Source organism: Streptomyces sp. NPDC060205, from assembly GCF_042728395.1.
In the GTDB taxonomy this organism is placed as follows: Bacteria; Actinomycetota; Actinomycetes; order Streptomycetales; family Streptomycetaceae; genus Streptomyces.
Window position 1 is genome coordinate 1 of record NZ_JBHWZP010000141.1, and the last position, 23,305, is coordinate 23,305.

Below are 23,305 nucleotides of genomic sequence, written 5' to 3' on the forward strand. Positions count from 1 at the left end.
TGGGTACCTGGGGGCGCGGGGAACTGCGCGAACGGCCCCCACCGGCCCGCAGCCAACGCACAACCCGCAGACCGCCCCCCCACCGGCTAGGTGAGAGCTCGGCGGATCGGGGCACTCGGGGAGATGTTCCCGAGCCGCAAGGAGGGGTGCCATGGCCGTCACCGATGCCGGATCCGCCGAGACCGGAGCCGTCACCACCGCCGTGCCCGCCCGACTCGACCGCCTGCCCTGGTCGCGCTGGCACTGGACCATCGTCATCGGACTCGGCACGGTCTGGATCCTGGACGGTCTCGAAGTCACCGTCGTCGGCAACATCGCCGGCCGGCTCTCCGAGGAGGGCAGCGGACTGCCCATCTCGGCCGCCCAGGTCACCGGCATCGCCGCCGCCCTGTACGTCGCCGGAGCCTGCGCGGGCGCCCTGTTCTTCGGCCGGCTGACCGACAAGTTCGGCCGCCGCAAACTGTTCATGGTCACCCTGGCCGTCTACCTCGCGGCCACCGCCATGACGGCGCTCTCCTTCTCCACCTGGTGGTTCCTCCTCTTCCGCTTCCTCACCGGCTTCGGCATCGGCGGCGAGTACGCGGCCATCAACTCGGCGATCGACGAACTGATCCCCTCGAAGTACCGCGGCCGGGTCGACCTGATCATCAACGGCAGTTTCTGGCTCGGCGCGATCGCCGGTTCGCTCCTGTCGATCGTCGCGCTGAACACGGACCTGTTCGCGATGAACGTCGGCTGGCGGCTCACCTTCGTCCTCGGTGTCGTCCTCGGCCTGGTGATCCTCCTCGTACGCCGCAACGTCCCCGAGAGCCCGCGATGGCTGTTCATCCACGGCAAGGGGGAGGAGGCGGAACGCCTGGTCACCGATGCCGAGCGGCAGATCGAGGAGGAGACCGGACGCGACCTGCCACCGCCCGCCGGTGAGATCACCATCCACCAGCGCAAGAGCATCGGCTTCGGCATGATCGCCCGTACCGTCTTCACGACGTACCGCAAGCGCGCCGTCCTCGGCCTCTCCCTCTTCATCGGGCAGGCGTTCCTCTACAACGCGATCACCTTCGGCTTCGGCGCGATCCTCACCAAGTTCTTCGACGTCCCCACCGGCAACACCGGCTACTACTTCGCCGTCATCGCGGTCGGCAACTTCCTCGGCCCGCTGCTCCTCGGCAAGTTCTTCGACACCGTGGGCCGCCGGATCATGATCTCGTCCACGTATCTGCTCTCCGGCATCCTGCTCTTCGGCACGGCCTGGCTCTTCGACCGGGGCTCGCTGACCGCGACCACCCTGACCGCCTGCTGGTGCGTGGTCCTGTTCTTCGCCTCGGCGGGCGCGAGCAGCGCGTATCTGACGGTCTCCGAGATCTTCCCGATGGAGACCCGCGCGATGGCCATCGCCTTCTTCTACGCCGTGGGCACCGCGGCGGGCGGTATCAGCGGCCCGCTGATCTTCTCGGAGCTGACCAGCACGGGTGTCGTCGGCGACACGGTCCTCGCCTTCCAGATCGGCGCCGGCCTGATGTGCGCGGCGGGCCTGGTCGCGGCACTGCTCGCGGTACGGGCGGAGGGCCGCTCCCTGGAGGACATCGCCAGCCCCCTGTCGACGGCGGAGGCGTCCTGATCGCCGGGGGCGCTTGAGGAACGGCACTCAGAGGAACCGGCGGGAACTGAGTACGCGTACTCTGTCGGCCCTGTGTACGACAGAGGGACCTTTGTTCCCATGACCGAGAAGCTGCTGGGCCCGCTGTCGAAGCGCCCCTGGACGGAACGCTGGCCGACCCGCCTGCTGGGTGCCGCCCTGTCCTCGGCGGCGTACCTCCTCTGCCTCCCACGGGATCTGCGCGACCACCCCGCGTCACCCGGTTCGACCGTGGCGGCGACGCCGGTGACCGTCCTCGGAGTGACGGCCCTGGCCGTGCTGCTGCTCCTGCTGGCCGTCTACTTCGGCCACCGTGACGCCCTCGCCTGGCCCCTGCTGCTGGTGGCGGTGCCGCCGGCCGCGCTCATGTACCTCTCGTTCCACACGCACCCGGAGCCGCCCGAGCCGGCCGGGGCGCCCGGCTGGCCGTGGCAGCTGATCTGGGCGTCCTCCACCCTCGTCATCGCCGCGGGCGTGCTCGTCGCGACGTCCGTGGGCCGGCGGCTCAGGGGGGACGCGGAGGAATCCCTGGACGGATTGGTGTCCGCCCACCAGCCGCAGTGCGAGCCGCAGCTCCACCCCCAGCCGCAGCCCCGGGCCCGGTCCCGGCAACAGCCCCGGCCCCGGGCCCAGCAGCGGGCGTGAGTGTCAGGCGCCCGTCGTGGAACCGGGCCGCACGATCATGAGGATCGTGACGGTGGCCCACAGCAGGTTGAAGATTCCGGTGAACATGGCGAGCCGGACGGTCACCCGGGGGTTCACGGCGACCGCGGCGGACACGGAGGTACCCGCGTCCCCGGGCACCGCCGACGCCTCGGCGGCCTTCTCGGACGCCGCCTCCACCGCTTCGATGATCTCCTCCTGGCGCGGCAGCACCAGCGCCAGCAGGACGGCCGCCGCGATCCCGGTCAGGACCATGGAGACGATCAGCCAGGTGTCGTGGAGGACGCCCATGCTGAGCGCCGTGGCCATGCCGAGGACGGGAACGGCGATGCCCAGACCCGCGTACACCCGGCAGATCCGGTGCAGCAGACGCACGGTCTCCGTGGCGCGTGGACTGTCCGGTTCGGCGAGGGCGCGCCGGGCGCTGGGCGGGAACATGCTGGCCGCGACGGTCACGGGACCGACGGCGACGATCGCGACGAGGACATGGAGGACGAGGAGGAACTTGGTCACGAGGGGACGGTAGGCGGCGCACCGGATCTTCGAGAAGTGGCGGTACTGCCAGTCTTCAACGGATTCTCGCCAGCCCTGACCGAGCTCTCCACGCCCCAGAAACACGGGAACACGGCCCTTGGCCCTCTGACCCCGCCGTGGCCGTAATCCGTCGCCTGCCTATGCTTTTGCCATGCACACCGTGGCCGTACTGGCGCTCGACCAGGTCATCCCGTTCGATCTCTCCGCTCCGATCGACACGTTCAACTGGGCCCGGCTGCCCGACGGCCGCGCGCCCTACCGGATCAAGGTCTGCTCGCCGGCCGAGGAGGTGAGCGCGGGGGCGTTCACCGTGCGGGCGCCGTACGGACTTGAGGCGCTGGCCGAGGCGGACACGATCATCGTGCCCGGCACCACGGACCCGACCTCCCCGCTGCCGCCCGGGGTGGCCGAGGCCCTGCGCGCGGCGGCCGCGAACGGTACGCGCATCGCCTCGATCTGCGTCGGCGCGTTCCTCTTCGCCGCCACCGGGCTGCTCGACGGACAGCGGGCGACCACGCACTGGATCGCCGCCGCGGACCTGGCGGTCATGCACCCGGAGGTGGCGGTCGACCCCAACGTCCTCTACGTCGACAACGGCCAGTTCCTCACCTCGGCGGGCGCCGCCGCGGCGATGGACATGTGCCTGCACATGATCCGCAAGGACTACGGCTCGGCCGTCGCCGCCCACGCGGCCCGGATGTCCGTCGTGCCGCTCGAACGGGAGGGCGGGCAGGCCCAGTTCATCGTCCACGACCGGCCCCCGGCCCCGGCGGGTACGACGATGGAACCCCTGCTGAACTGGCTGGAGGAGAACGCCGGCCGCGACCTGACGCTGGACGACATCGCGGCCCGGGCCGGCACCAGCGCCCGTACGCTCAACCGCCGTTTCCGCGAGCAGACCGGTACGACCCCGCTGCAGTGGCTGCACCTGGCGCGGGTGCGCAGGGCCCAGCACCTTCTGGAGAACACGTCCCACCCCGTCGAACGGATCGCGGTGCAGGCGGGGTTCGGCTCGCCGACCGCCTTCCGGGACCGGTTCAAGAGGGTGGTGGGGACGAGCCCGCAGGCGTACCGGAGGGCGTTCCGGGGAGCACCGGAGGGCACGGAGACCGACTCGGTCCGGCCGGCGGACACCGGTCGCGCCCGGCCGGCGGACTCCGATCTCGCCCGGCTGAGCGGGGCCGGGCGGGGCTGAACCGGGGGAGCGGACCGCACCACGGTGGGCGGCGCCGCAGCGGGGCCGGGTCTCAGCCCCGCCGGTCGGCCACGGCCCACGACGCCAGGGCGACGGCCCCGGCCGCCCCGAACACCGCGGGCCACGCCCCGACCCTCTTGGCGAGCGGATGGGATCCGGCGAAGGCGGCGACGTACACGGCGGTCAGCGCCCCGGCGGCCCGCCCGCCGGCCTGCTGCCGCCACTGCTGGGCGGCGGCTGCCCCGGCGGCGGCGAGCACGACCCCGCCGAGCTGCCGCTTCCGGGTCCAGCGGGCGACCCCGAACCCACCGATGAGCCCACTCGCGGCCACCACCGCGGTCGGTACCTTCGCCATCACTGCCTCCTGCTGCTGTCACGTCCGACGGCCACTGTTCGACGATCAGCCGAGACTAGCCCGCCGGTCCGCGGGCCCGCGGACCCGTGGGCCCGCCGGTCAGCCGCCCCGCTCACCCGCTCACTGGCCCATCCGCCCATCCGCCCATCCGCCCTACCGGGCGAGGCCCGGCACCACCTCTCCCGACAGCGGCAGTCCCAGCCCCGCCACCGCGCGGGCGACGAGGCGGGCCATCTCGACGGCGCCGCGCTCCTGGAAGTGGGTGTTGTCCTGCACTCCGTTCGGGAAGTTCGGGTACTGCCCGGCGTCCAGCCACAGGAAGATCCCCTTGGACGCCTCGACGCCGATCCCGTCAAGATAGGCGCGGCTGGCCGCCGAGAGGTCGACCAGCGGAGCACCCTCCTCCTGCGCGACCGCCTTCGCGGCATCCACGTACGCGGGGAAGGAGACGTTGAACTTCCCGGTCGTCGCGTTGTAGGAGCGCCGCGAGACGGGCGTCACGACGACGGGGGTGGCGCCCCGCGCGCGGGTGCCCCGGATGTAGTCGTTGCGCAGGTACTCCTTGTAGTCGGCGGGGGAGGTGTACCGCTCGGCGTTGCCCACGGTGGCGTCGTTGTGCCCGAACTGCACGAAGAGGTAGTCACCGGCCTTGATCACCTGATGGATCGCGGCCAGCCGCCCCTGCTCGATGAAGGAACGCGAACTGCGCCCGCCGATGGCACGGTTGGCGACGGTGATGTTCGACGTGAAGTACGCGGACAGCTTCTGGCCCCAGCCGGCCTGGGGGTAGTAGCCGGAGCTGTAGGTCTGCGCGGTGGAGTCACTGGCGATGTAGAGGGTGCCGGTCGCCGCTGCGGCGGCCCGCGCGGCCCCGGGCAGCCCCAGCACCCCGAGGGCCCCGGCACCGGCCGCGCCCGCGGCACCGCCCAGGAACCGTCTGCGACTGCTCACCCGGCTGCTGTTGCTGTTGCGGCTCATCTGACCGTCCCCTTGGAGGAGTTGAAGGGTTGCCAGAGAGGGGTGGCAGCAGCGGAGGGAAAGGTTGCCGCCGCTCGCCGCTGCTCACTGCCGCGCGTCGCTCACTGCTGCGCGTCCGCCAGCCAGGTACGCCAGACAACTGGGCTGTTCGGCACGTCAGGCCGGTCGAGAAGCCACAGCACGTACCCGGCGTGCAACTGGGCCCACGGATTCTCCGAACGCCGCGCCGCCTCCAGCCGCACCCGCAGCGGAGGCCCGTCGACGACCCGGGCCACACGCACGTACTCGCGGTCCTTGCAGCGATAGGCCCGCCGCACGACGATCTCCACCAGGTCGATCAGCTTGGTCCGGGCCACCGGATCCCGCCCGACGGAGTCCACGGCCAGCTCCCGGATGAGCTTCTCCTTCGTGCCCCACTCCTTGGCGGCGAGGGTCCACTCGTCCGGGTACCGGGCCTCCCACTCCAGGAAGAGCAGGGCGTAGGGCAGCCCCGGCCACTCCACGATGTCCTCGTGATCCAGGCTGTTCCACACACCGTCGGGCAGCGAACGGGCCCCGGCCCGCAGCCGCTCCTCCCAGGCCGACCGCAGAGCCGGAACCTCGTACGGCTCCTCCACCCCCTGTTCCTGCAGCGACATCAACGTCGTGTTGAAGCGCGCCACGGCCTCCGCCGCCGCTTTCTGCGCGGAGGCCAAGTGATCGAGTGCGACGGCCCGCTCGGCGGGATTCTTCGAGATCAGCCCGTACGCCCAGGCCAACCGCTCGTCCCACGCCAGGGCGTCGTCCATGTCCGCCCCGCGCCCTTTCTCATGCCCCATGTGCCCCATGGGACAGATCATCCCCGAGCGGACCGGACACCACCCCTCCGGGCGCCAATACCAAGAGGAACGCAAGGGAACGGATGCATCCGCCCCTCCCTACCTCCCACCTCCTCAACAGGGCGCGCCGGGACACGACGGATCCAGGCTCGACCGGACCCGGACGACTCACTCGCACCGCACGGGAGGTCTGTTGACATACCTGTGCCCGGTGGGGGCGGTCCAGACGGCGGCACCGGAACGGGGATTGCGAACAACTCTCCACCCCGGATGGTGAGTCTTGAGCCGATGATGCCGCCGACACAACGGCTGAAGATTGCTCGGTGTCGTCGGCCCGCCCCGCTCGGGCCGGTCATGGTCGAAGGGCCGGACATGATCGAGATCGCAACGCCGGGCGGGCATCCGACAACTGGGAAAGGCGCAGTACTGATCCCGTGCGACAACGTGCCGAACGGTGTCGGCGGTGGGCCGATAGGTCAGGGGATCGACCTTCACCAGAAGCCCGTTCTCAGGCTGAACAAGAAGCCGCCGCCAGACGCTCCCAGCAGCGAAGGCGACCTCACGAACCTGAGAAGCGGCGATGGGCCCGTACCCCTTGAGCTCTCCCGGCCCGTCATTGAGCCCCATCAGCACATCGAGCGGCACGGTGACCTGAACGACGGCGGCAGCCCCACCAACCCCCACGCCCCCTTGCCCTTGGCCCTGTCCGACCACGAGGTCGTACAACGCATCGGCCCGCTTCTGATCAAGGGTGCGCCCATCGTCCCCGTACCCGACGGCGTACGCCTCCACGACCTGCTCCATCACGGCGGCGCGCTGAGCGGGCAACACGGCCCCGAACAGAGCCATCCCGTCGTCCTGCGGGTAGGACAACAACTTCCGCTCCCGCACACGCTCCTGATGACGAGCTTCGGCCCCTGCGGGATCAGCTCGAAGAACCTCCCGTCGCACGGCGGCCCGAGTCTGCCCCGCGGCCTGCTGAGGCATCTTCTCGGCAAGGGCCTCTTCCACCCGCCCGGCCACGTCGTCCGGCAACACGGCACACTGCTCCGCGACGGTACGGGCCTGTTGATAAGAGATCTCCCCGTCACGCAACAACCCCAGGGTGACCGGCTGCCGCCTACTCAACAGCCGAGCGGTCTCCAGCCGCTGAGCGGCGGTGGAGTTGGCGAGTTTGAGCGCACAGGCAACTTCCTCGACGGCACAGTCCCACTCACCAAGGAAGAGCCCATCCAAATCCACACCGGCCTTATCCGGCGGAGCATCGGCATGAGCACCGATCGCGGCCAGCAACTCGACCTGCTTGGCCTGCAACCAGGACAGATGCCGCTCCACCACGGCAAGCGCATCGATCCGCCCCCGAGGAGAAAGCCACTCGCTGCGCACCTCATCAAGAGAAGCGGCACTCTCACCAGAAGGAGCCTGCTCCCGCAGCAGGGCAACCCAAGAATCCAAAGCCCCCGTGCTCACCCCAGCCACCCCCCTGGCAACCCAAGACACCACGAACTCGCCCTCCCCCGGGGCAAGCCGCTCCCTCAATTGTCCCTCACTCTGCGTGATTACGCCAGGTCGAACGAGTAACTAAAAGAACAAACAACCATGGCCGCACGCGACACGCACGCTCGCCAACCACGACCCAGCGCAGCCCACGAGCCGAAAGCCGCCACCCCAACCCGGCGTGCTGGCGAGACGCGACCGCGCCCCCGAGCCCCGCCCCACATCCCAACCAACCCGCCCGCATCCCACCCGGTGGGCCCCCGCTTTTCCGGGACGCGCGCTCGCTTCTCACCCGTGCTGGAGCGGGCCGGGTCAAGGGTGAAGCGAAGCGCAATCGCCGCAGGCGACGGCCGCAGGCCGCCCTTTACGCGGCGCGCGGAGGCACGACACTGCCAAGAAGCGCGCGGCCCCAACAGCACCGAGAAGGGCAGGGCTCACCACTCCCGCCCGCTTTACAACGCCCGTATGAAGGCATGCCAAGCGTGAACACGAACGGTGAGTACGGGCCCGTCGGCATCCTTGGAGTCGCGCAGGAGGGCTCCACCGGCAGCGGGGGCGCACTCGACACACTCACCGCCCGCGCCGTTGCTGTAGGAGGACTTGAACCACGACGAGGGAGCGTCGGTGGCAGGCTGTGCAGTCTTCATCCTGCGTATTCCTTAAGAACGGACTTGATCAGCTGGACGGAGCGCTGAGGGCTCAGAGCGGCGGCCCGCAAGCCGTCGAAAGCCCGGGTGTACTCCCGCACATGATGCTCCCCTTCGAGGTAGACGGCATCGGTGATGCCGTCCCGGTACACGATGTCCGGGTCCTCCTGGTCGGGGAATCCGAGCATGGTGAACGATCCCGTGGCCGGGTAGGTGCCTGAGTCGAACGGAAGAATCTGCAGGGTGACGCTCGGCAGCTCGGAGCACTCCAAAAGGCGTTCGAGCTGTTCTCGCATCAGGGCCCGCTCCCCGATGACATTGCGGAGGGACCCCTCGTTCACGACGAACCAGGCGTCCGGGGCTCCGGGCCGCGACAACATGGTTTGGCGCTCCATGCGCACACGCACGGCCCGTTCGATGTCCTGGGCCGGCAGATGGGCCCCCGTCGTGTGCAGTTCGCCCGCGTACGCCGGAGTCTGCATGAGCCCGGGGAGCAGCTCGCACTGGTACTGGCGGAACGTGGAGGCCTCCTGCTCAAGGCCGATGTAGATGGAGAACCACTGGGGCACCCCCGACCCGTGCTCCTGCCACCACCCCCGTGTCTTGGCCTGTCTTGCAAGCGACTTCAGGAACTCCCGCAACTCGTCGTCGGTCTCGTAATAGCGGCACAGTGCATCGATGTCGGACGGCTGGACCCTGCCGCTCCCCGTCTCCATCCGATTGACCTTGGAGCCACTCCAGTCCAGGGCCGCACCGACCTGTGCGCATGTGAGGGCGTTGGCTTCGCGCAGCTTCTTCAGCTCGATCGAGAGTCGACGACGACGTGCCGTCGGTGAACCTGCCATCCCCAACACCCTTCGCAGTAACCGGCGATCAGTCTGGTGCCAAGGGGCGTGCTTGCCAATCACTCGGAAGTGGGAATCCCGCCGTGCACATTGCATTTCGGGATGTGATCGCGCCATTCTTCCGATGAAGCAACTCCCTGTGAACGCACGTGACGCTCTGTTGCTCATGTGGAGTCGGGGAGTGGACATGCGACGAGAGGGGCATTCGTGATTCGGGAAGCCTGTGTGTCACTTCGCCGGTGGAAGCTGCAGTTCCTGGCGGAGGCCGAGGAGGTGTCGGCTCTACGTTCCGCCCTACCGGTCCACCTGGGACGCTGGGGTCTGGACGAACTCATCGACACGGCCCAGCTCTGTGTCAGCGAACTCGTCTCCAACGTGATCACCCATGTCGGTCCCGGCACGCCCGCCACATTGATCGTGAGCAAGGAGGGGGCCGGTCTGCGCATCGAGCTCCACGACCCTGACACCCGTGCGCTGCCCACACTCCGCAACGAAGGGGTCGACTCCGAGTCGGGACGGGGCATGGATCTCATCACCGCTGTGACCGACCGGTGGGGCGTCCGACTCCTCGCCGACAAGAAGGTGACCTGGTGCGAGTTGGGGACGGCGCCGGACGCCCGAGACCACCCGGTGGCGATCCCGGGTGTCACCCGAGCCGAAGCGCTGTTGCACCTCCACGCAGAGGCGACGCGGACGGGCGAGCCGGGACCGAGTCGGCTGAGCACGGCTCTGGCCGAGGAGGCGGTGATCGAGATCATCACGGATTTCCTGCACTGGCTTCGTGCGTACGGCTCCGACGAGGAAGAGGTTCTGGACCGTGCGCAGCGGCGCTTCGAGAACCAGTCTGCGATGAGCGTGGTGAATTGAGCGAAGCCCCTGTCCGGCTCCGTTCCGGAACCGTCCTCGACCTTGGAACGTACGTGGTGCGGGACACCGGCGTGGACCGGTGTCCCGCGATCCATGGAGTGTCAGGGGTGCAGTACGTCCGCGAAGAAGCCCAGATCCGGTTCTTCCGGGGTACCGACGAGCAGCGCGCGGTCCAACAGGATGTTGTTGTGCTCGCAGCTCGTCTCAGGGAGCATCACGCAGGCGTGGCAGGCAGCCATGTTCGTCCCGCCGGTGCTGGACAAGCCGGTCTCCATGCAGAGCGGGTCGGAGGAGCACCACTCGGCACGGCGGACGGCGGAACGGAGCGTACGGCCCAGGAGCGCGGGTTCGCCCTGTGCGACGAGACCGCCGAGACTGCCCGCAGAATCGCTCGTGGCCGTGTATATCAACACCCCCGCCATGTCGTCGTCGGCGTACAGACGCTCACGTAGAGCGGCTGCCGGGTAGCCCGCTTCCAGGCTCCACTCGTTGATGAGCACGTGCGCCAGGGTGTGCAGCAGCACCATGCGGGGGGAAGCAGGGGAGAGAACGGCCTGGTGCTGCTCACCGGCGCGCTCCTCCAGCACCCGCTGATGAGCGCTACGCATCCGCTCGGCGCGGGCCACCGCCGTCGCGTGCTTCTTCTGCCAGGCGTCGAGCCGGGTCTCGTCCAGGCGGAGGAAGACCCCCTCGCCGTGGACCTCCATGGCCGGGAGCCATCGCATGGAGGAAGCGGAGAGCGGCATCTCGTGGGACTCGGTGGACGAGTCGGGATCGGCGAGTCGAGTGAACGCCTTCAACGCACGCACTTCGCGCAGCTTCTTCACCAGCATCGGGCCGGTGATGCCGAGCGGTTCGAGTTCGCCCGTGTCACCTGACGGGTTCTCGCAGACGAACTGCTCGTCGTGGGAATGGTCGCTCTCGTCGTTGCCCGCGCGGAGACGCTCGTACTCCTTGTTGCGGAGCGCGCGATAACGGTGATCGAAGGAACGATTCTCGCTGCCGTCGGGATCCTCCTCACGCTCCGCGTCGAGCAGCGTCATCACCTCGTCCAGGGAGACGGGCCACTTCTCGTCGAAGATCGCGTCGAGGTAGCCCTCGACGGCTGCGCGATCCTTGTGCTTCCGGAGTTTCTCCCAGTGCTCGGCGAGCGGATCCGAACGGCCGTCGCTCCACGGTGGGATGGAGAGCGCCGACTTCAACACCGGCTGCCAAACGGTGGAGGAACCGCGCTGAAGTGTGCGCAGGGGGCGACCGCACTCTTCGGCGGGAGCGGACGCGCCGAGCCACGGCCGGGTTCCTCGACAGGTGAGGCCAAGATCCTTCAGGGCGTTCCTGCGGAAGGAGCCCTCCATCGAGACCTCGGGCGCTTTTTCGCAGGTGCACGAGACGATGATCGAGCGGAGGGACGACGTACGTCCTGACGAACGCAGCCGGAGGCCTCCACCGCACTGGCCGGCGGCCGTGGCCCCGCGCTCGGTCGAGCGGTGGACCCACTGCCAGTACGGGAACTCGCCGAGGTGCCCGGCCTCGCACGCGACTACGAAACGGGAGGGGACGAGGTCGACCTCGCACGTACCGCACACGCTCCGCCCCTCCGGGGGGTTGAAGTCGCGATGGCGCTGGAGTTCGGTGCACTCGGGACAGGAGTGCATCAAAGGGAAGCGTCGGACCCGCATCCCGTCCCTGCTGTCGTCGTCGGATGCCGGCGGCAGCCGGAAATGGCTGACGTCCAGCAGGCGGGCCAGACGCCGTTCGTGGATCCGCGGAGCCTCGTCGGGCCTCCAACTGTTCTCGGCGCCGTCGAGGCCCGAGACGACGAAGGACTCGTGGTCGACGGCGATGAGCGATCCCACGCCGTACGTGGTGATGGCTTGAGCGCGGCGGACTGCACCTCGCCGGGGCAGGTTGTGAGCGGGTGTCCCGCCCATCGCGGTCGCACGGCGCCGACGAGCGGGGGGCGGGGTCATCGGGTTCCCTCCATGAACAGGGCGGACTCGGCGTCGACGTCTCGCAGGCTCCACAGCGTGGACCACGCCTCGGCGTCCTCGGACTCGTCGTCGTACGACTTCAGAAGTGAGGGGGCACGATTGCCCCGCCGGGGTTCGAAGAGCAGGCCGGAGTGGTTGTCGGCCTCCTCGAACCACCAGTCGACGAACTCGTCGAAAGCTCGGGACGTGGCATCGGCCTCCTCCGGGGTGACCGTGCGGACGCGGCGCATGAGAATGTTCTTGACCTCACCCCGCAGGACGTCCTCGTACGACTCGACCTCGGCGGCACTCTCGTTCGGTCGTGCGGCCGGGATCAGGATGCGGGCGAGCGCCACGATCACCGCGTGCAGACCTCGTTCGCGAGCACGGGCGGAGAACGGGGTGACGGAGGTGGACTCGACCTCTCGATAGAGGGCCGAGTGGAAGTGCTGGAATCCCTCGTAGTGCGAACGGTCGCGCGCTCGCGTGGCGTTGAGCATAACGGCCACCAGACCGGGGTGCGCGCGACCTACGCGGCTGGTTGCCTGGATGTACTCGGCCGTGGTCTGCGGCTGTCCCATCACGGCCATGAGCCCGAGACGGTCCACGTCCACCCCCACCGCGATCATGTTGGTGGCCAACAGGACGTCCACGGTGTCCTCGTCGGGCAACTTCTTCTCGATGCCCTTGAGCCGGGTCGGGATCTCGCTGGCGTCGACCCGACTCGTCAGTTCCGAGTAGTTGGTGACCGTGCGGACCGTCGCCTGCTCACGATCGGCGAGCAGTTCCAGGTAGGCGGCCACGTCGTCGTGCACCTGGAGTTCAGCCGCGGAGAGCAACCGGAGACTGTTGAAGTAACCGACGAGGCTCCAGTACGCGTCGCGGAACTCGTCCTTCGTGTCCGCGTGCTTCGCCCGGTGCAACAGCGTGGCGTACGTGCGGATCAACAGGGTGGACTGGCTGGTACCGGGAGCCAGGAGGCCGACGTACCGGCGACTTGCCTTCTCCTCCCGGGGTGTTTCCACGGCGAACCACGAGTCCCGGGCGTCCAGGCCGGCAGGAGGGAACTGTCGTACCTCGCGGTCGAAGAGATGGCGACCCTGGTCGGCGGCGCGGCGGATGGTCGCGGTGGAAGCGATCACCTTGGGTCGATCGGCGAGAGCGTCCACCGCAGTCTCGTAGAGGCCGGTGAGGGTGCCGAGCGGGCCGGAGATCAGGTGCAGTTCGTCCTGGACGATCAGTTCCGGGGGCGGAGTACGGTCGCTCGGGTCGTCCAGATTGAAGAGGGCGGAGGTCTCCGGACGCCAAGGCATCGAGGCGAACTTGTCGACGGTGGCGATCACCAACGTCGGCCGTGCGTCGTACACCGCTTCATCGATCAGGTGAACGGGCAGGCCGTCGGCGAAGTCGCAGTCCGCGCCGGGGCAGCGGACGTGCATCCGCTTGGCGTCCTCGTCGACCTCGTAGTCCCGGGCGTCCAGACGGGTCCCGCACCATGGGCAGGCGTGCAGCTGGACGGGATTCTCCTTGGCGAGACGTTTGTCCAAGGACCTGCGCAGTTCGCTGAGCTTCTGGCCGGCCACCTCCAACTTGTTGGGAGTGGCCGAACGCCCCACCCACATGCCGACGGAGAACTTCTCGTCGCCCAGCTCGGGCGTGCGCAGCCGCAGCCGCTCCATGGCGCAGAGCAGGATCGCCGCACGTTCGAACTGCTGAAGGGTGAGCAGACGAAGGGTGTAGCGCATGAGGACGGTGACACCGCCACCGTCCGCGCCCTTGCGGATACGGCGCAGGAACGACGTGAGGGCGATCAGACCGAGATAGGCCTCGGTCTTGCCGCCGCCGGTGGGGAACCACAGCAGGTCGGAGACCTCGCGGTCGTCGTGTCCGGGGTCGTCGATGCCGGCCAGACAGAGCAGCAGGAACGCGATCTGGAAGGGGCGCCAACAGCCCGCGGCAAGGTCGGGGGCGCCGATGCGTCCCTTCTTCACCCAGGCGCTGCGGGCACGCTGCTCCGCCATGGCGTGATTGGCCAGTCGAAACGCCTTCATCAGGTCGGGCTTGGCCCGCAGCAACTCGATGCCCTCGCGGATCCGGCCGAGCGCTTCGTCGCAGGCCTTCACCTGGTTCCGCGCGGCGTCCTCATGGTTGCCGCCCGTCAACGCTTCGGCCTCGCTCGCCTTGCGCGCGATCCACCGCTCGTACCCCGTGGCGAGTTTCTCCAGTGCGGCCAGTATCTCGGTGTCGGGCTTCTCCGCCAGCCCCAGCATGGACAGCGCCGAACTGTCGATCTCCGGGTTGGAGTCGGTGAGCAGCACCTCCACGGACGGCACGAACTGGCTGCGGATCTCGGTGACAGCTGCGTCTTCCGTGTCGGTCACGCCGATCGGCGACGGCGTCCAGTCCCATTCCGCGGAGCAGCCGTGCCCGACGGCGAAGGTCGGCGCGTGGCGGTGCAGCAATCGGCTCGTGGCGATCTCCGGGTCGTGGGCGGCGTGGGGGGCGGAACGTTCGACGAACGCAGTGGACCCGTCGGCGGCCCGCACCGTCAGGCCGCACTGGAACAAGGAGAAGGCATCCTGGAGATCCCATTTGCCGATCTTGTGCTCATTGACCAGAGTCACCGTGATCGTGACCGTGCCGGTGGTGGGGTCGAGGCGCCGTACGTTGACGCGCAGGTCGACCCCTTCGCGCAGGGTCTCCCGCTTGTCGCTGTCGGGCGTGGTGACGTCGACCGGGTGATCAGGAAGTTCGAGTTCCACGCGCCGCCAGTGTTCCTGCTGGTCGGAGGTGGTGCGGGCTTCGGCACGGCGTGGCTCGACCTGCTTCCCGTCCGCGTCGGTGGGCTGGTACACGGCAGCGCGTGTCGAGACGACGATCGTGCCGCTTATGGTCGGGTCCACCGCGAAGGTCAGTCCCATCGAGGACGGTCGACGGTCCCCCGCCCTGCCGAGATCCTGCTCGGTGGCGGACTCCTCGACGTCGTCGCGGGTCAGCAGCGGTGCGTTGTCCAGGCCGTCCTGCTCGGCGGCCTCCTCCTTCCTCCGTTCCTCCGCGGCCTTGTCCGCCGCCCGCGGATACAGCACCCCGGTCAGGTAACGGTCGATCGGCGCGTCCTGGGTGAGGACCTCGCCCCGGTCGTCCGGACCGGCGTCCTCGGCGGGGCCGAGAAGCTCACGGCGGAGTCCCACCAGCAATTCCTCGTCCCGGACCCGGTAGTGCTCGGAGTGCCGGTCTGCCACGTCTGTCATGCGCTCTGCTCCTCGTTGTGGTCGGCGTCGTCGCCGACCCGACGGAACTTCCCGATGCCGGTGATCCTCGGAACGATCCACACGCCCCGGTCGCCCAACCCGGCGTTCGACCCGGCGGCGGGACTGCCCGTCACGGTCTCCAGGGTGTCGATCCGCAGATCACGGATCTCGTCGGGCCACCAGGGTTCCCAGGTCCTGTTCACCTTCTGCACCTGGTGCAACTCCTCGCGGAATCGTCGTGAGGCCTCGCCGATCTCCCGTCCGTCGTGCATCAGGACGTACGGCGGGCTCTGCGACTCACCCATCGGCAGATCGTGGCGCTTGCGCAGCACCACCGCCTGTCCGGGGCCGACCTGTTGCAGAAGATGGGCCTGGGTGGCGACGGCGTCGCCGTCCGCGCCGGGCGGGTCGTCCCGAGACACGTCGCCGGGTTCGGCGACGATGCCGAACCGGTCGTACGAGCGCCAACCACCGATGTAGCGCCGAGCACCGTTCCGTCTGCCTGCTCGCCTGAACTGCGGCAGTTCGGGGGGTGCCATGTGGTAGAGGTCCTGGCGAGCACGCGTCATCGCCACGTACAGGGCTCGGGCCTCGGCGGGGAGGTCGACCTCGTCCTTGTGCTGCTTGTGTAGTTCGGCGACGGTCGGTGGGGTCAGGACGATCACCCGGTCGAATTCGAGGCCCTTGGACCTGTGCACGGTGGAGACGACGATCCGCGCGGTCTCCGGGTCGCCTGCCTCGTCAGGGAACCGGCCGTCGGCGATCAGCCGGCGCAATCGATCCAGATCGATCACGTTCCGTCCGCCGCCACGGGCGACGCGACGCAACACCGTCCACAGATTCGTCGCGTTCGGCTCGTACGGCAGCGGTATCTCCGCGAGCAGAGAGCGGAACCGTTCCTCGGTCAGTCCGGTCGCCTCGGTGCGGCGCAGCAACTCGGCCGGCCAGTACGGCACCGGACGCTCCTCCAGAGGCCGCCGCAGCCGGTGCTCGACGCCATGTTCGTGAAGCAGACCGGAGACCACCAACGCCTGACGGTTGTCGCGGGTGAGAATCGCACAGCTGTCGGTGAGGGTCCGCAAGCCGTCCAAGGTGAACTGATCGGTGAGGTCGCCCATCCCGTTCACGGGATCCAGGAGCAGGTCGCGCAGCTCCTCGTACTGTTTCGCCGCCTCGTCGGCGTCGGTCACCTGCTGGAGGCGTGGCCCGTGGGCGAGCGCGACCCGTGCCGCCGGGGTGGCGGCACGGAAGTTCTCAGTGAGCCGCAGCTCCATCAGGTCGTCGAGGAACGAGGCCCGCAGCCAGTCGAAGAACAGGTTCGTCTCGTCGGCCCGCTCGGCCGGATCCTCGATCTGGAAGCCGTACACGAACTGGGCAGCGTCTCCGACCACGGTGAAGCCGCAGTTCTCCTGGTAGCGGTCGAGCAGTGCTTCGACCAGGCTGCGACGGTCGCCCACCAGGTCCTGCACCTCGTCGATCACCACATGAGCGGGAGGAACGGCGTCCCCCACCTCCAGAGCGCCGTTCGCGACAGCGTCCTCGGCGGCCCGGATCCGCTCGTCGAATCCGGTCGTCGCCCAGTCGCGATCGGGATACGCCTGGGCCAGCACTCCGTAGGCCCACGCGTCGAAGGTCTGCGCCCGGACCCGCCGAGCCCGCTCCCCGTGCCGGGCGATCCGCTCGCGCAACTCGCGCGCGGCGGCTCGGGAGAAGGTGAGCACCAGGATCTCTGCGGCCTCCAACGCCTCGTCGGGGTCCTCATGTCCGCACAGTGCGTCGAGCCGGCGCACCAAAGTGTGCGTCTTCCCCGCGCCGGCACCGGCGGTGACCAGGACGCGAGCATCCCACGGCTGCTCGACCACGGCCCGCTGTTCGTCGGTGAGCGGAGGGCTGTCGAGGTAGGCGTCGCTCACTTCCGGCTCCAGAGGTGCTCGAACTGGGTGAAGGCGAGCTGGGTGTCGAAGTTGGCGATGTTGTCGCTGACGTTCAGGATCAGGCAGGTGTCCTTGCCACCGTTCCTGGGACCGCGCAGACCTCGACCGATCATCTGCTGGTAGACGTTGGTGCTGTACACGGGCCTTGCCACCACCACGGCCCGAGTTGCGGGCGCGTCGAATCCCTGGGTGAGGACACCGTAGTTCGTGAGCACCCGGATGCGGCCGGTGCGGAACTCCTCGATACGTCGGCGTCGATCCTGAGGGCTGGTTGTCGAGTCGACGGCGGCGGCGGGGATGTCACGGTCGTTCAGCAGAGCGGCCAAGGAGTTGGCGTGGTCCACGGAGGTGGCGAAGAGAAGGGTCGGCCAGTCGTCGGGAAGATCGGCAACCGCGTCCACGATGCGACGGCTGCGTGCGTGGTCCTCCACGAGGCGCTGCTCGGCTGAGCGCGAGAGCATGGCCATGAGGTCGGCCTGTGTCTTCTCCTCGCTGGTCAGTACGATGTTGCCGCCCTCCAGGGTGCGGTGTTCGACCTGGGCGAGCATCCCCCACTCCTGGAGGTCTCCGTAGGGGTCGCCCGAAGGGAAGATCCCGTCGTCGAGACGCCGTTCCCCGAAGCGGAGGACCAGCCGGCGGGTCTCCTCCTCGTTGGTGTTGCGGAACGGCGTGGCGGTGAGACCAAGCAGGTGACGTCGGGTCTCGTACCGGTTGAGCCCCAGCTCGTCAAGGATCTTGGTGTACCGGGGCGAGACCGCCGTGTGGGCCTCGTCCACGATCACCAGGGAGGCCTCTCGCAGCCAGTCGTACGCGTCGGTCGCCAGGCACCGAGCGAGCTTGGCGTCCGTGGCCACGACCAGATGCGGGTGCTCCTCGACGTCGCCGACCTCGTTGCTGCTCCACAGGCGACTGATGACGAGGGGACGTTCAGCGCCCACCTTGCTCCACACGAACTTCCAGCTCTGTACCGCCTGTTCGCACAGTTCATCGGTCTGCGCGATCCACAGCAGTGGGCCCTTCAGCTCACCGACCCGCTTCACCCAGCGGATCACGGCCTCCGCGGTGACACGGGTCTTGCCGGCGCCGGTGGGCAGGGAGAGCATGGCCCGCTGCGGGGCCAGCCGATCGAGCAACGTGCTGATGTTGCGGACCAGATCTTCCTGGTACTCGTGGAGCGCCGGGAAGTCCCGCGGTCCGTCGATCGTCTCGAAGAGGGGCGGTGCCGGTGCCCGGGAACCGGCGAAGGTCACCGGCAGCCCGAGACCCGACACGAAGTTGACGGCGGCGGACAGACCCCCGTAGCTGCCGGGCGCATGGGGAAATCTGGCCTGGATGTCCCGGGCATGGTGGTTGAGCACCCTGTCACCGCGGGCGTTGAAGGCCATCTGCGCGATCCGGTGCCCGGACGGCTCCACGCCTCCGGTCTCCTCCAGTTCCGCCTGCATCAGACCTTCGGGGAGACCGGAGCGGAGGGCGTCGGCGCCGATCAGCAGCTCGATCTTGCTGACCACGTCCTCGGCGTCGTGCACCGCCTTCAGGGCGGCCTTCGTCGCGCTGTCCCGCTCCATCTGCTCCTGACGTTCGAGCACGAGCCTGCAGCCGGCCGTACCCAGGCCGAGCCCCAGCTCGCGGTCGATGAGACGGAGCATCGGCTCGGGCTCCAGGGGGACCCGCACCTTGACCGTGGTGCCCTGCCGCACCGCGTCCAAGGGACGGGACTTCGCCGCGTTCTCGGTGCGGGTCACCTCTTCCAGCTCGCTGCACCGCTGGACCAGACTGTTCCGGTTGTCCCCGCTGAGCCGCTGCCGCAGGGCGGGGTACAACTCGACGAGCGGGACCGGATCGCCGTCCGGCACCTCCCGGGTCTCCCGGGTGATGGCGTCGGCGTAGCGCCTCATGCCCCACTTCTCGGCCATCAGCTCGGCGTCGGCCTCGGTTCCCACGAGCAGTGCGGGAAGTTGTTCCGCGCGCAGCGCCCGGTACTCGGCCGCACCGACGGCGACGGTGATCTCGTCGTCCGCCCGGGTGCTCCAGGTGTCGCCGATGCGGCAGCGGGTCAGCGAGTCCTCGGGGAAAGCCGCCTCGAACCGGGTGAGCATCACATAGGTGTTGCCTACGAAGGCGTCGTCCTCGCTCCGGGTCACCTCCGAGAGGAGACTTTCCCAACGCTCGGCCGGCACGTCCTCGACCGTGATCGGCAGGCGCAGTTTCCGGGCCTTTTCCGGGGAGAGGTCGGCGACCGCCAGCACGTCCCGATACGCGGCGAGTTGCGGGCCGACAGCTTCACCGAGTGACTTGATCCCCTGGGAAGTGCCCACGGTGCCGTACTTCCTGAGCATCCAGCGGATCGGTGACATCACGGCCTGCCGGGTGCTCGACTGCGCGCCGATCTGACGCGTCCAGTTGTCCACCACGGCATCGTCCGGAAGTGCTTTCAGGAAGGCGGCGCGGGACTCCTCCGAGAGAGATCGGAAGAGGTGCAGTGACCCGCCGATCGCGGACCCCTCCACCTTCAGGCGGTTGAGGCCGGGACGGGGGGTGCCATGGCTCAGACCGCGCAGATAGGCCGCGTGTACGGCTTCCCGATACTCCTCGAACCAGGCCTCGCCCTCCGGACGAACCGATGCCGACGGTCGCTCCCGCAGGCCGATCTCGCGGAAGAAGGCCAGGTCGTCGGAGTGGAACCGGGTGTCGACCGCGATGCTCGGGTCGCGCCCCGCGTCGACCACAGCGCCCGGCAGCATGCAGTCGCGCACGGGACGGAACTTCCCGTCCGCCGTCCGCACTCGCAGGGTCTCGCGGATGTTCTGTACGTGGTGGAGCACGGTGTGGGTCAGCCGACGACCGCCGGCCTGGCGGAACAGATCCCAGAAGCGCTCCCACTCGGCGTTGCCGTATCCGTCGAAGCCGCGGTCCAGCACGCTGATGAACCGGCCCTCGACATCCGCCTCGCGGATGCCCAACAGGTTCAGGGCGGAGGCGAGCCCCGAGTCGCGGGCGATCTCACCCACCACGTACACCAAAGACTCCCGAAGCCCGTCCACGTCGGCGCGGCGGAAGACCTGACCTGGGACGGGAGCGACGAGCCCGTGTTCTTCGGTGAGGACGATCCGTGCCTTGCGGGCCTCCTCGGCGGAGGTCGAACCGGCCTCGACCATGTCGGCGACGATGCGGATCGCGGCTGCGGACGCTTCCGCGGTGCCGCACTCGACCAAGGCCTCCAACCAGGCGCGGACGTCGGCCCGCTTGTGCCCCGCCGTTCCGAGGATGTGCTCGACCTTTCCCGAACGCAGCGTGTCCGCCTCGGCGTTGGGGTGCAGCCATCCCGACGGGCGGCCGGGCGTCGCGTGCCACATCCGAGTCCAGTCCGCGTGCCGGTCCTTGTCGAGGCGCGGTGGTACGTGCAGTTCGGTCGGCACGCGCAGTACGCCCTCCTGGTCGGGGAGCGAGGGACGGACGGCCGCCCGCTGCCAGATCTCCCGGGTCAGGAACTCGTCGGCCCAGCTGATGGCCTCCTTCACACGGCCGGGCAGCAGCGGAAGATACGCGGCGGGGTCCTCGGCGGGGGCCAGTCCGGGAAGGGAGTCGACCACCAGCGACGCCGACACCTTGATCATTTCTTCGTTGAACGGAGACGAGTCGAGCAGATTCTGTCGATCCTCGTTTGTCTTCCAGGCGCCGTTGAGGATGCCGCTGAGGGACATCTCGTACTTGGTGGGGAAGAAGGACCAGAAGCGACCTCGCCCCCGGGCCAACGGGCTGATGTGCAGTCCGGTCCTGTCGTCCTTCTCCAGAGCGGGCACCGCCCAGGCGAGTTCCAGTGCGAGACGGTCGTGCAGTTCACCCGCGTCGGCCCGGGCGGCGGGACCGGGCTCGTGCGAGCTGGAGAAGACCTGCCAGTCGGCGCTGACGGTCCGCTTCCCCGTCCGCTCCTCCCGCACCGTGTGCAAGTTCCCGGACCGCTCGGTGGTCAGGACGCGACGGACGGCCGGTCGGGGGCGTCGGTCTTCGAGGACGACCTTCGCCACGTGCGGCGAGAGGAGCTGGAACCCCGGCGGAAACTCCTCGCGGTCCGCTCCGGCCGTGGTCCGCCCGCCGTGCATGTCCAGCGCGAGCCTGCCGGCGGCGCCCCGGTGCAGGGGGAGCCGGACGACGGTGGTGGCCCAACCGAGCAGCCCGTCGAGCACGGGGTCCTGGGCGCGTTCGAAGTCCGCGTCGAGCGGACGGGCCATGCGAAGCACCGGTGCCTCGAACCGCTCGCCCAAGTGGTCTCGCACACCCGGCACCGCCCGGATCTTCTCCAGAGCCCATTCGCGATCGAATCCGAAGGCACCGGAAGTACTGAAGAACTGCGGAGCGTCGGTGACGACGAGTACGGATTTCACTCCGACGCCGAAACGACCGATCTGGCCGCCACGCTTGCGCGACATACTCATACGCAGAATGGTTTCGGCGCCCTCAGGGGTGACCGGTGATCCCTCGTTGGCACAGTACAAGTGGTCCTCGGTCAGAATGACCTGCACAGTGCCGCCGGGTTCTTCGGCGATCTCATCGGCCGCGTTCTGTACGAGCTCGAAGAGCTGACGGTCGCCGTATCCGCCCTGAGTGATGCGACGCTCGCCGTTGGCGTGCTCAGGAATTAGGCCGGGGTCGACCTCGTAGGTCTGCAGAACGCGAGAAGACTGTTCGAGAACGGTACGAATGACGGGGGCTACGGGATCGGTCACTGCTATCACGACTCCTGCGGAGAACGGCACGAAGAAACAGCTGGATACGAGCGGAAGGTACGGTCGAGCAGCGACATGCACCCGTCTTGAACTGCAATAAGGTGGTCTCAGGCTCTTCTGGCGGAAGTGACGGAGAATTAGACCTACGAGTTATTCTTCGTCTGGTTCGATGCATTCATGGCGGAACTGGAAAAGCTCAACTGCTTCCTCTGTCGTGATCCCGGCTGAGATGAGTACCTGCTTTCTCTCTGCTTCTGTGCTCGCTAATAACAGATCGTACTGAATGGCGCTGAGTTCGCGCTGGGAGTAGGGCGGGCAGTGGTACGGGGAGTCCGTCTCACCGGGAGGGTCTTCCATGAGATGACGCGTCCTCCGGATTTCCTTTTTGGGATCCCCGTACCGCGATCATGTTCGGGGCGTGTGAAATGAGAAAAGGCACAGCTCGGGCATGTCGCCGAGGTTTTCCTGGGCGAGCCGGAGACCGACGCTTCAGACGCTACCAGGATTCATCAGTTCGGGTCTACGGGTATTTCGCGCTGACGAACGGAATGGATCACTCCGCCAATGGGTCGTTTGCTATTGCGATTTCCTGAAGCCGGGAGGCGAGTCGGATATTAATTCTTGAATCGGGCGTATCGGTCTTATGTGGCGGTCGACTGGATCGAGAGGTGCGACGAGCCGCGTCAAGTGCTTGTTGACGAGCGTACGCGTGTCAAATTAGCCTGTCCAGGGTCAGATCGGTGGCACGACGGAGACGAAGAGAGGGAGGTCGTGTGGAGGTCGGTGAAGAGTTCGGGCCCTGGTTGGCTCGTCAGCTCAAGATCGCGAACAAGAGCCAGACGGAGCTGGCGCAGGAGCTCAACCTGACCCGGGCGGCGGTCTCGGCCTGGATCACCAAACGCTCGGTGCCACGTCCCGCCGTCATGGCGGAGATCGCACAGGCGCTCGGCACGGATCTGGGCACGGTGCACACCCGCACCACCGACACCCAGGCCGGCCTGCCCGTCACCTGGTACCACCGACCCGGCTACCAGGACGGCGGACGCGACGGAGGGAATGCCGCGGCATTCGCCTTCGACGCGGATGTGCAGGTGCTCGCGCGCGAGACCTGCCAGAACAGCCTCGACGAACGGATCGTGGAGAACGGGCGCCCGGTCCGGGTGCGGTACACCATCCACGAACTCACCGGTGAGAAGTTGGAGACGTTCCGGGCCGCGATCCTGTGGGACGAACTCCAGCCCCACTACTCGGCGGTCTCCGAGTCCGCGGCCGACCAGAAGGGAGGCCGCGGCGGGGAAGGCGCTGGTCGCGCCCAGTTAGACAACGGTCGACTGAAAAATAAACCGATACAACACAGGAAAATATAAAAAAAAAACACACCACCACAG

At 68.3% G+C, this 23,305-nt stretch carries 15 protein-coding genes and 1 pseudogene; 5 read left to right on the forward strand and 11 right to left on the reverse strand.

Annotated features, from left to right (window positions below; genetic code table 11):
• Positions 1-151: 151 nt before the first annotated feature.
• Both ACFWGJ_RS23930 and ACFWGJ_RS23935 read left to right on the forward strand, forming a co-directional pair.
• Positions 152-1,618, forward strand: a complete 1,467-nt coding sequence (locus ACFWGJ_RS23930; RefSeq protein ID WP_387327918.1) for an MFS transporter — start codon at positions 152-154, stop codon at positions 1,616-1,618.
• Positions 1,619-1,717: 99 nt separating this feature from the next.
• On the forward strand, positions 1,718-2,281 hold the full coding sequence (locus tag ACFWGJ_RS23935) for a DUF4010 domain-containing protein (protein ID WP_387327920.1): 564 nt from the start codon (positions 1,718-1,720) through the stop codon (positions 2,279-2,281).
• A 3-nt stretch (positions 2,282-2,284) separates the two neighbouring features.
• Here the strand turns inward: ACFWGJ_RS23935 and ACFWGJ_RS23940 are convergent, their stop codons facing one another.
• Positions 2,285-2,812 (reverse strand): protease, encoded by a 528-nt coding sequence (locus ACFWGJ_RS23940; protein WP_387327922.1) that lies wholly within the window; start codon positions 2,810-2,812, stop codon positions 2,285-2,287.
• Between the two features lie 172 nt (positions 2,813-2,984).
• Here ACFWGJ_RS23940 and ACFWGJ_RS23945 point away from each other — a divergent pair, with 172 nt between their 5' ends.
• Entirely contained in the window at positions 2,985-4,028 is a 1,044-nt protein-coding gene (locus tag ACFWGJ_RS23945) for a GlxA family transcriptional regulator (RefSeq protein WP_387327924.1), read from the forward strand.
• Positions 4,029-4,080: 52 nt separating this feature from the next.
• Here the strand turns inward: ACFWGJ_RS23945 and ACFWGJ_RS23950 are convergent, their stop codons facing one another.
• The 6 genes from ACFWGJ_RS23950 to ACFWGJ_RS23975 all read right to left on the reverse strand — a co-directional run bounded on the left by ACFWGJ_RS23950 (position 4,081) and on the right by ACFWGJ_RS23975 (position 9,168).
• A complete protein-coding gene (locus ACFWGJ_RS23950) occupies positions 4,081-4,383 on the reverse strand; it encodes a hypothetical protein (protein ID WP_387327927.1) in 303 nt (100 codons plus the stop codon).
• Between the two features lie 153 nt (positions 4,384-4,536).
• The gene (locus ACFWGJ_RS23955; protein WP_387327930.1) at positions 4,537-5,361 is read right to left on the reverse strand and encodes a rhamnogalacturonan acetylesterase; all 825 of its coding nucleotides are present in this window, start codon (positions 5,359-5,361) and stop codon (positions 4,537-4,539) included.
• A 101-nt stretch (positions 5,362-5,462) separates the two neighbouring features.
• Entirely contained in the window at positions 5,463-6,179 is a 717-nt protein-coding gene (locus ACFWGJ_RS23960; protein ID WP_387327933.1) for a hypothetical protein, read from the reverse strand.
• Between the two features lie 168 nt (positions 6,180-6,347).
• On the reverse strand, positions 6,348-7,649 hold the full coding sequence (locus ACFWGJ_RS23965; protein ID WP_387327936.1) for a DUF222 domain-containing protein: 1,302 nt from the start codon (positions 7,647-7,649) through the stop codon (positions 6,348-6,350).
• 479 nt (positions 7,650-8,128) lie between these two features.
• Positions 8,129-8,323, reverse strand: a complete 195-nt coding sequence (locus tag ACFWGJ_RS23970) for a DUF397 domain-containing protein (RefSeq protein ID WP_387327938.1) — start codon at positions 8,321-8,323, stop codon at positions 8,129-8,131.
• Positions 8,320-9,168 (reverse strand): helix-turn-helix domain-containing protein, encoded by an 849-nt coding sequence (locus ACFWGJ_RS23975; RefSeq protein ID WP_387327940.1) that lies wholly within the window; start codon positions 9,166-9,168, stop codon positions 8,320-8,322. The genes ACFWGJ_RS23970 and ACFWGJ_RS23975 overlap by 4 nt, the downstream gene beginning before the upstream one ends.
• A 225-nt stretch (positions 9,169-9,393) precedes the next feature.
• On the opposite strand from ACFWGJ_RS23975, the gene ACFWGJ_RS23980 reads away from it, so the two are divergent.
• Entirely contained in the window at positions 9,394-10,035 is a 642-nt protein-coding gene (locus ACFWGJ_RS23980; RefSeq protein WP_387327942.1) for an ATP-binding protein, read from the forward strand.
• A gap of 101 nt (positions 10,036-10,136) precedes the next feature.
• Here the strand turns inward: ACFWGJ_RS23980 and drmB are convergent, their stop codons facing one another.
• Genes drmB through ACFWGJ_RS24000 form a run of 4 tightly spaced genes read right to left on the reverse strand, consistent with a single transcriptional unit; the run spans position 10,137 to position 21,917 of the window.
• A complete protein-coding gene (drmB, locus tag ACFWGJ_RS23985; RefSeq protein ID WP_387327945.1) occupies positions 10,137-12,005 on the reverse strand; it encodes a DrmB family protein in 1,869 nt (622 codons plus the stop codon).
• Positions 12,002-15,256 carry a helicase-related protein gene (locus ACFWGJ_RS23990; protein WP_387327948.1) on the reverse strand — a complete coding sequence of 1,085 codons (3,255 nt, stop codon included), beginning with the start codon at positions 15,254-15,256 and terminating at the stop codon, positions 12,002-12,004. Before ACFWGJ_RS23990 ends, drmB begins: the two co-directional genes overlap by 4 nt.
• Positions 15,253-17,169, reverse strand: coding sequence for a UvrD-helicase domain-containing protein (locus ACFWGJ_RS23995; protein ID WP_387327951.1), 1,917 nt, complete (start codon positions 17,167-17,169; stop codon positions 15,253-15,255). Before ACFWGJ_RS23995 ends, ACFWGJ_RS23990 begins: the two co-directional genes overlap by 4 nt.
• On the reverse strand, positions 17,166-21,917 hold the full coding sequence (locus ACFWGJ_RS24000) for a DEAD/DEAH box helicase (protein WP_387327953.1): 4,752 nt from the start codon (positions 21,915-21,917) through the stop codon (positions 17,166-17,168). The genes ACFWGJ_RS23995 and ACFWGJ_RS24000 overlap by 4 nt, the downstream gene beginning before the upstream one ends.
• A 773-nt stretch (positions 21,918-22,690) precedes the next feature.
• Here ACFWGJ_RS24000 and ACFWGJ_RS24005 point away from each other — a divergent pair.
• Positions 22,691-23,251 (forward strand): annotated as a pseudogene (locus tag ACFWGJ_RS24005) (helix-turn-helix domain-containing protein); the annotation flags it as partial.
• Positions 23,252-23,305: the final 54 nt, after the last annotated feature.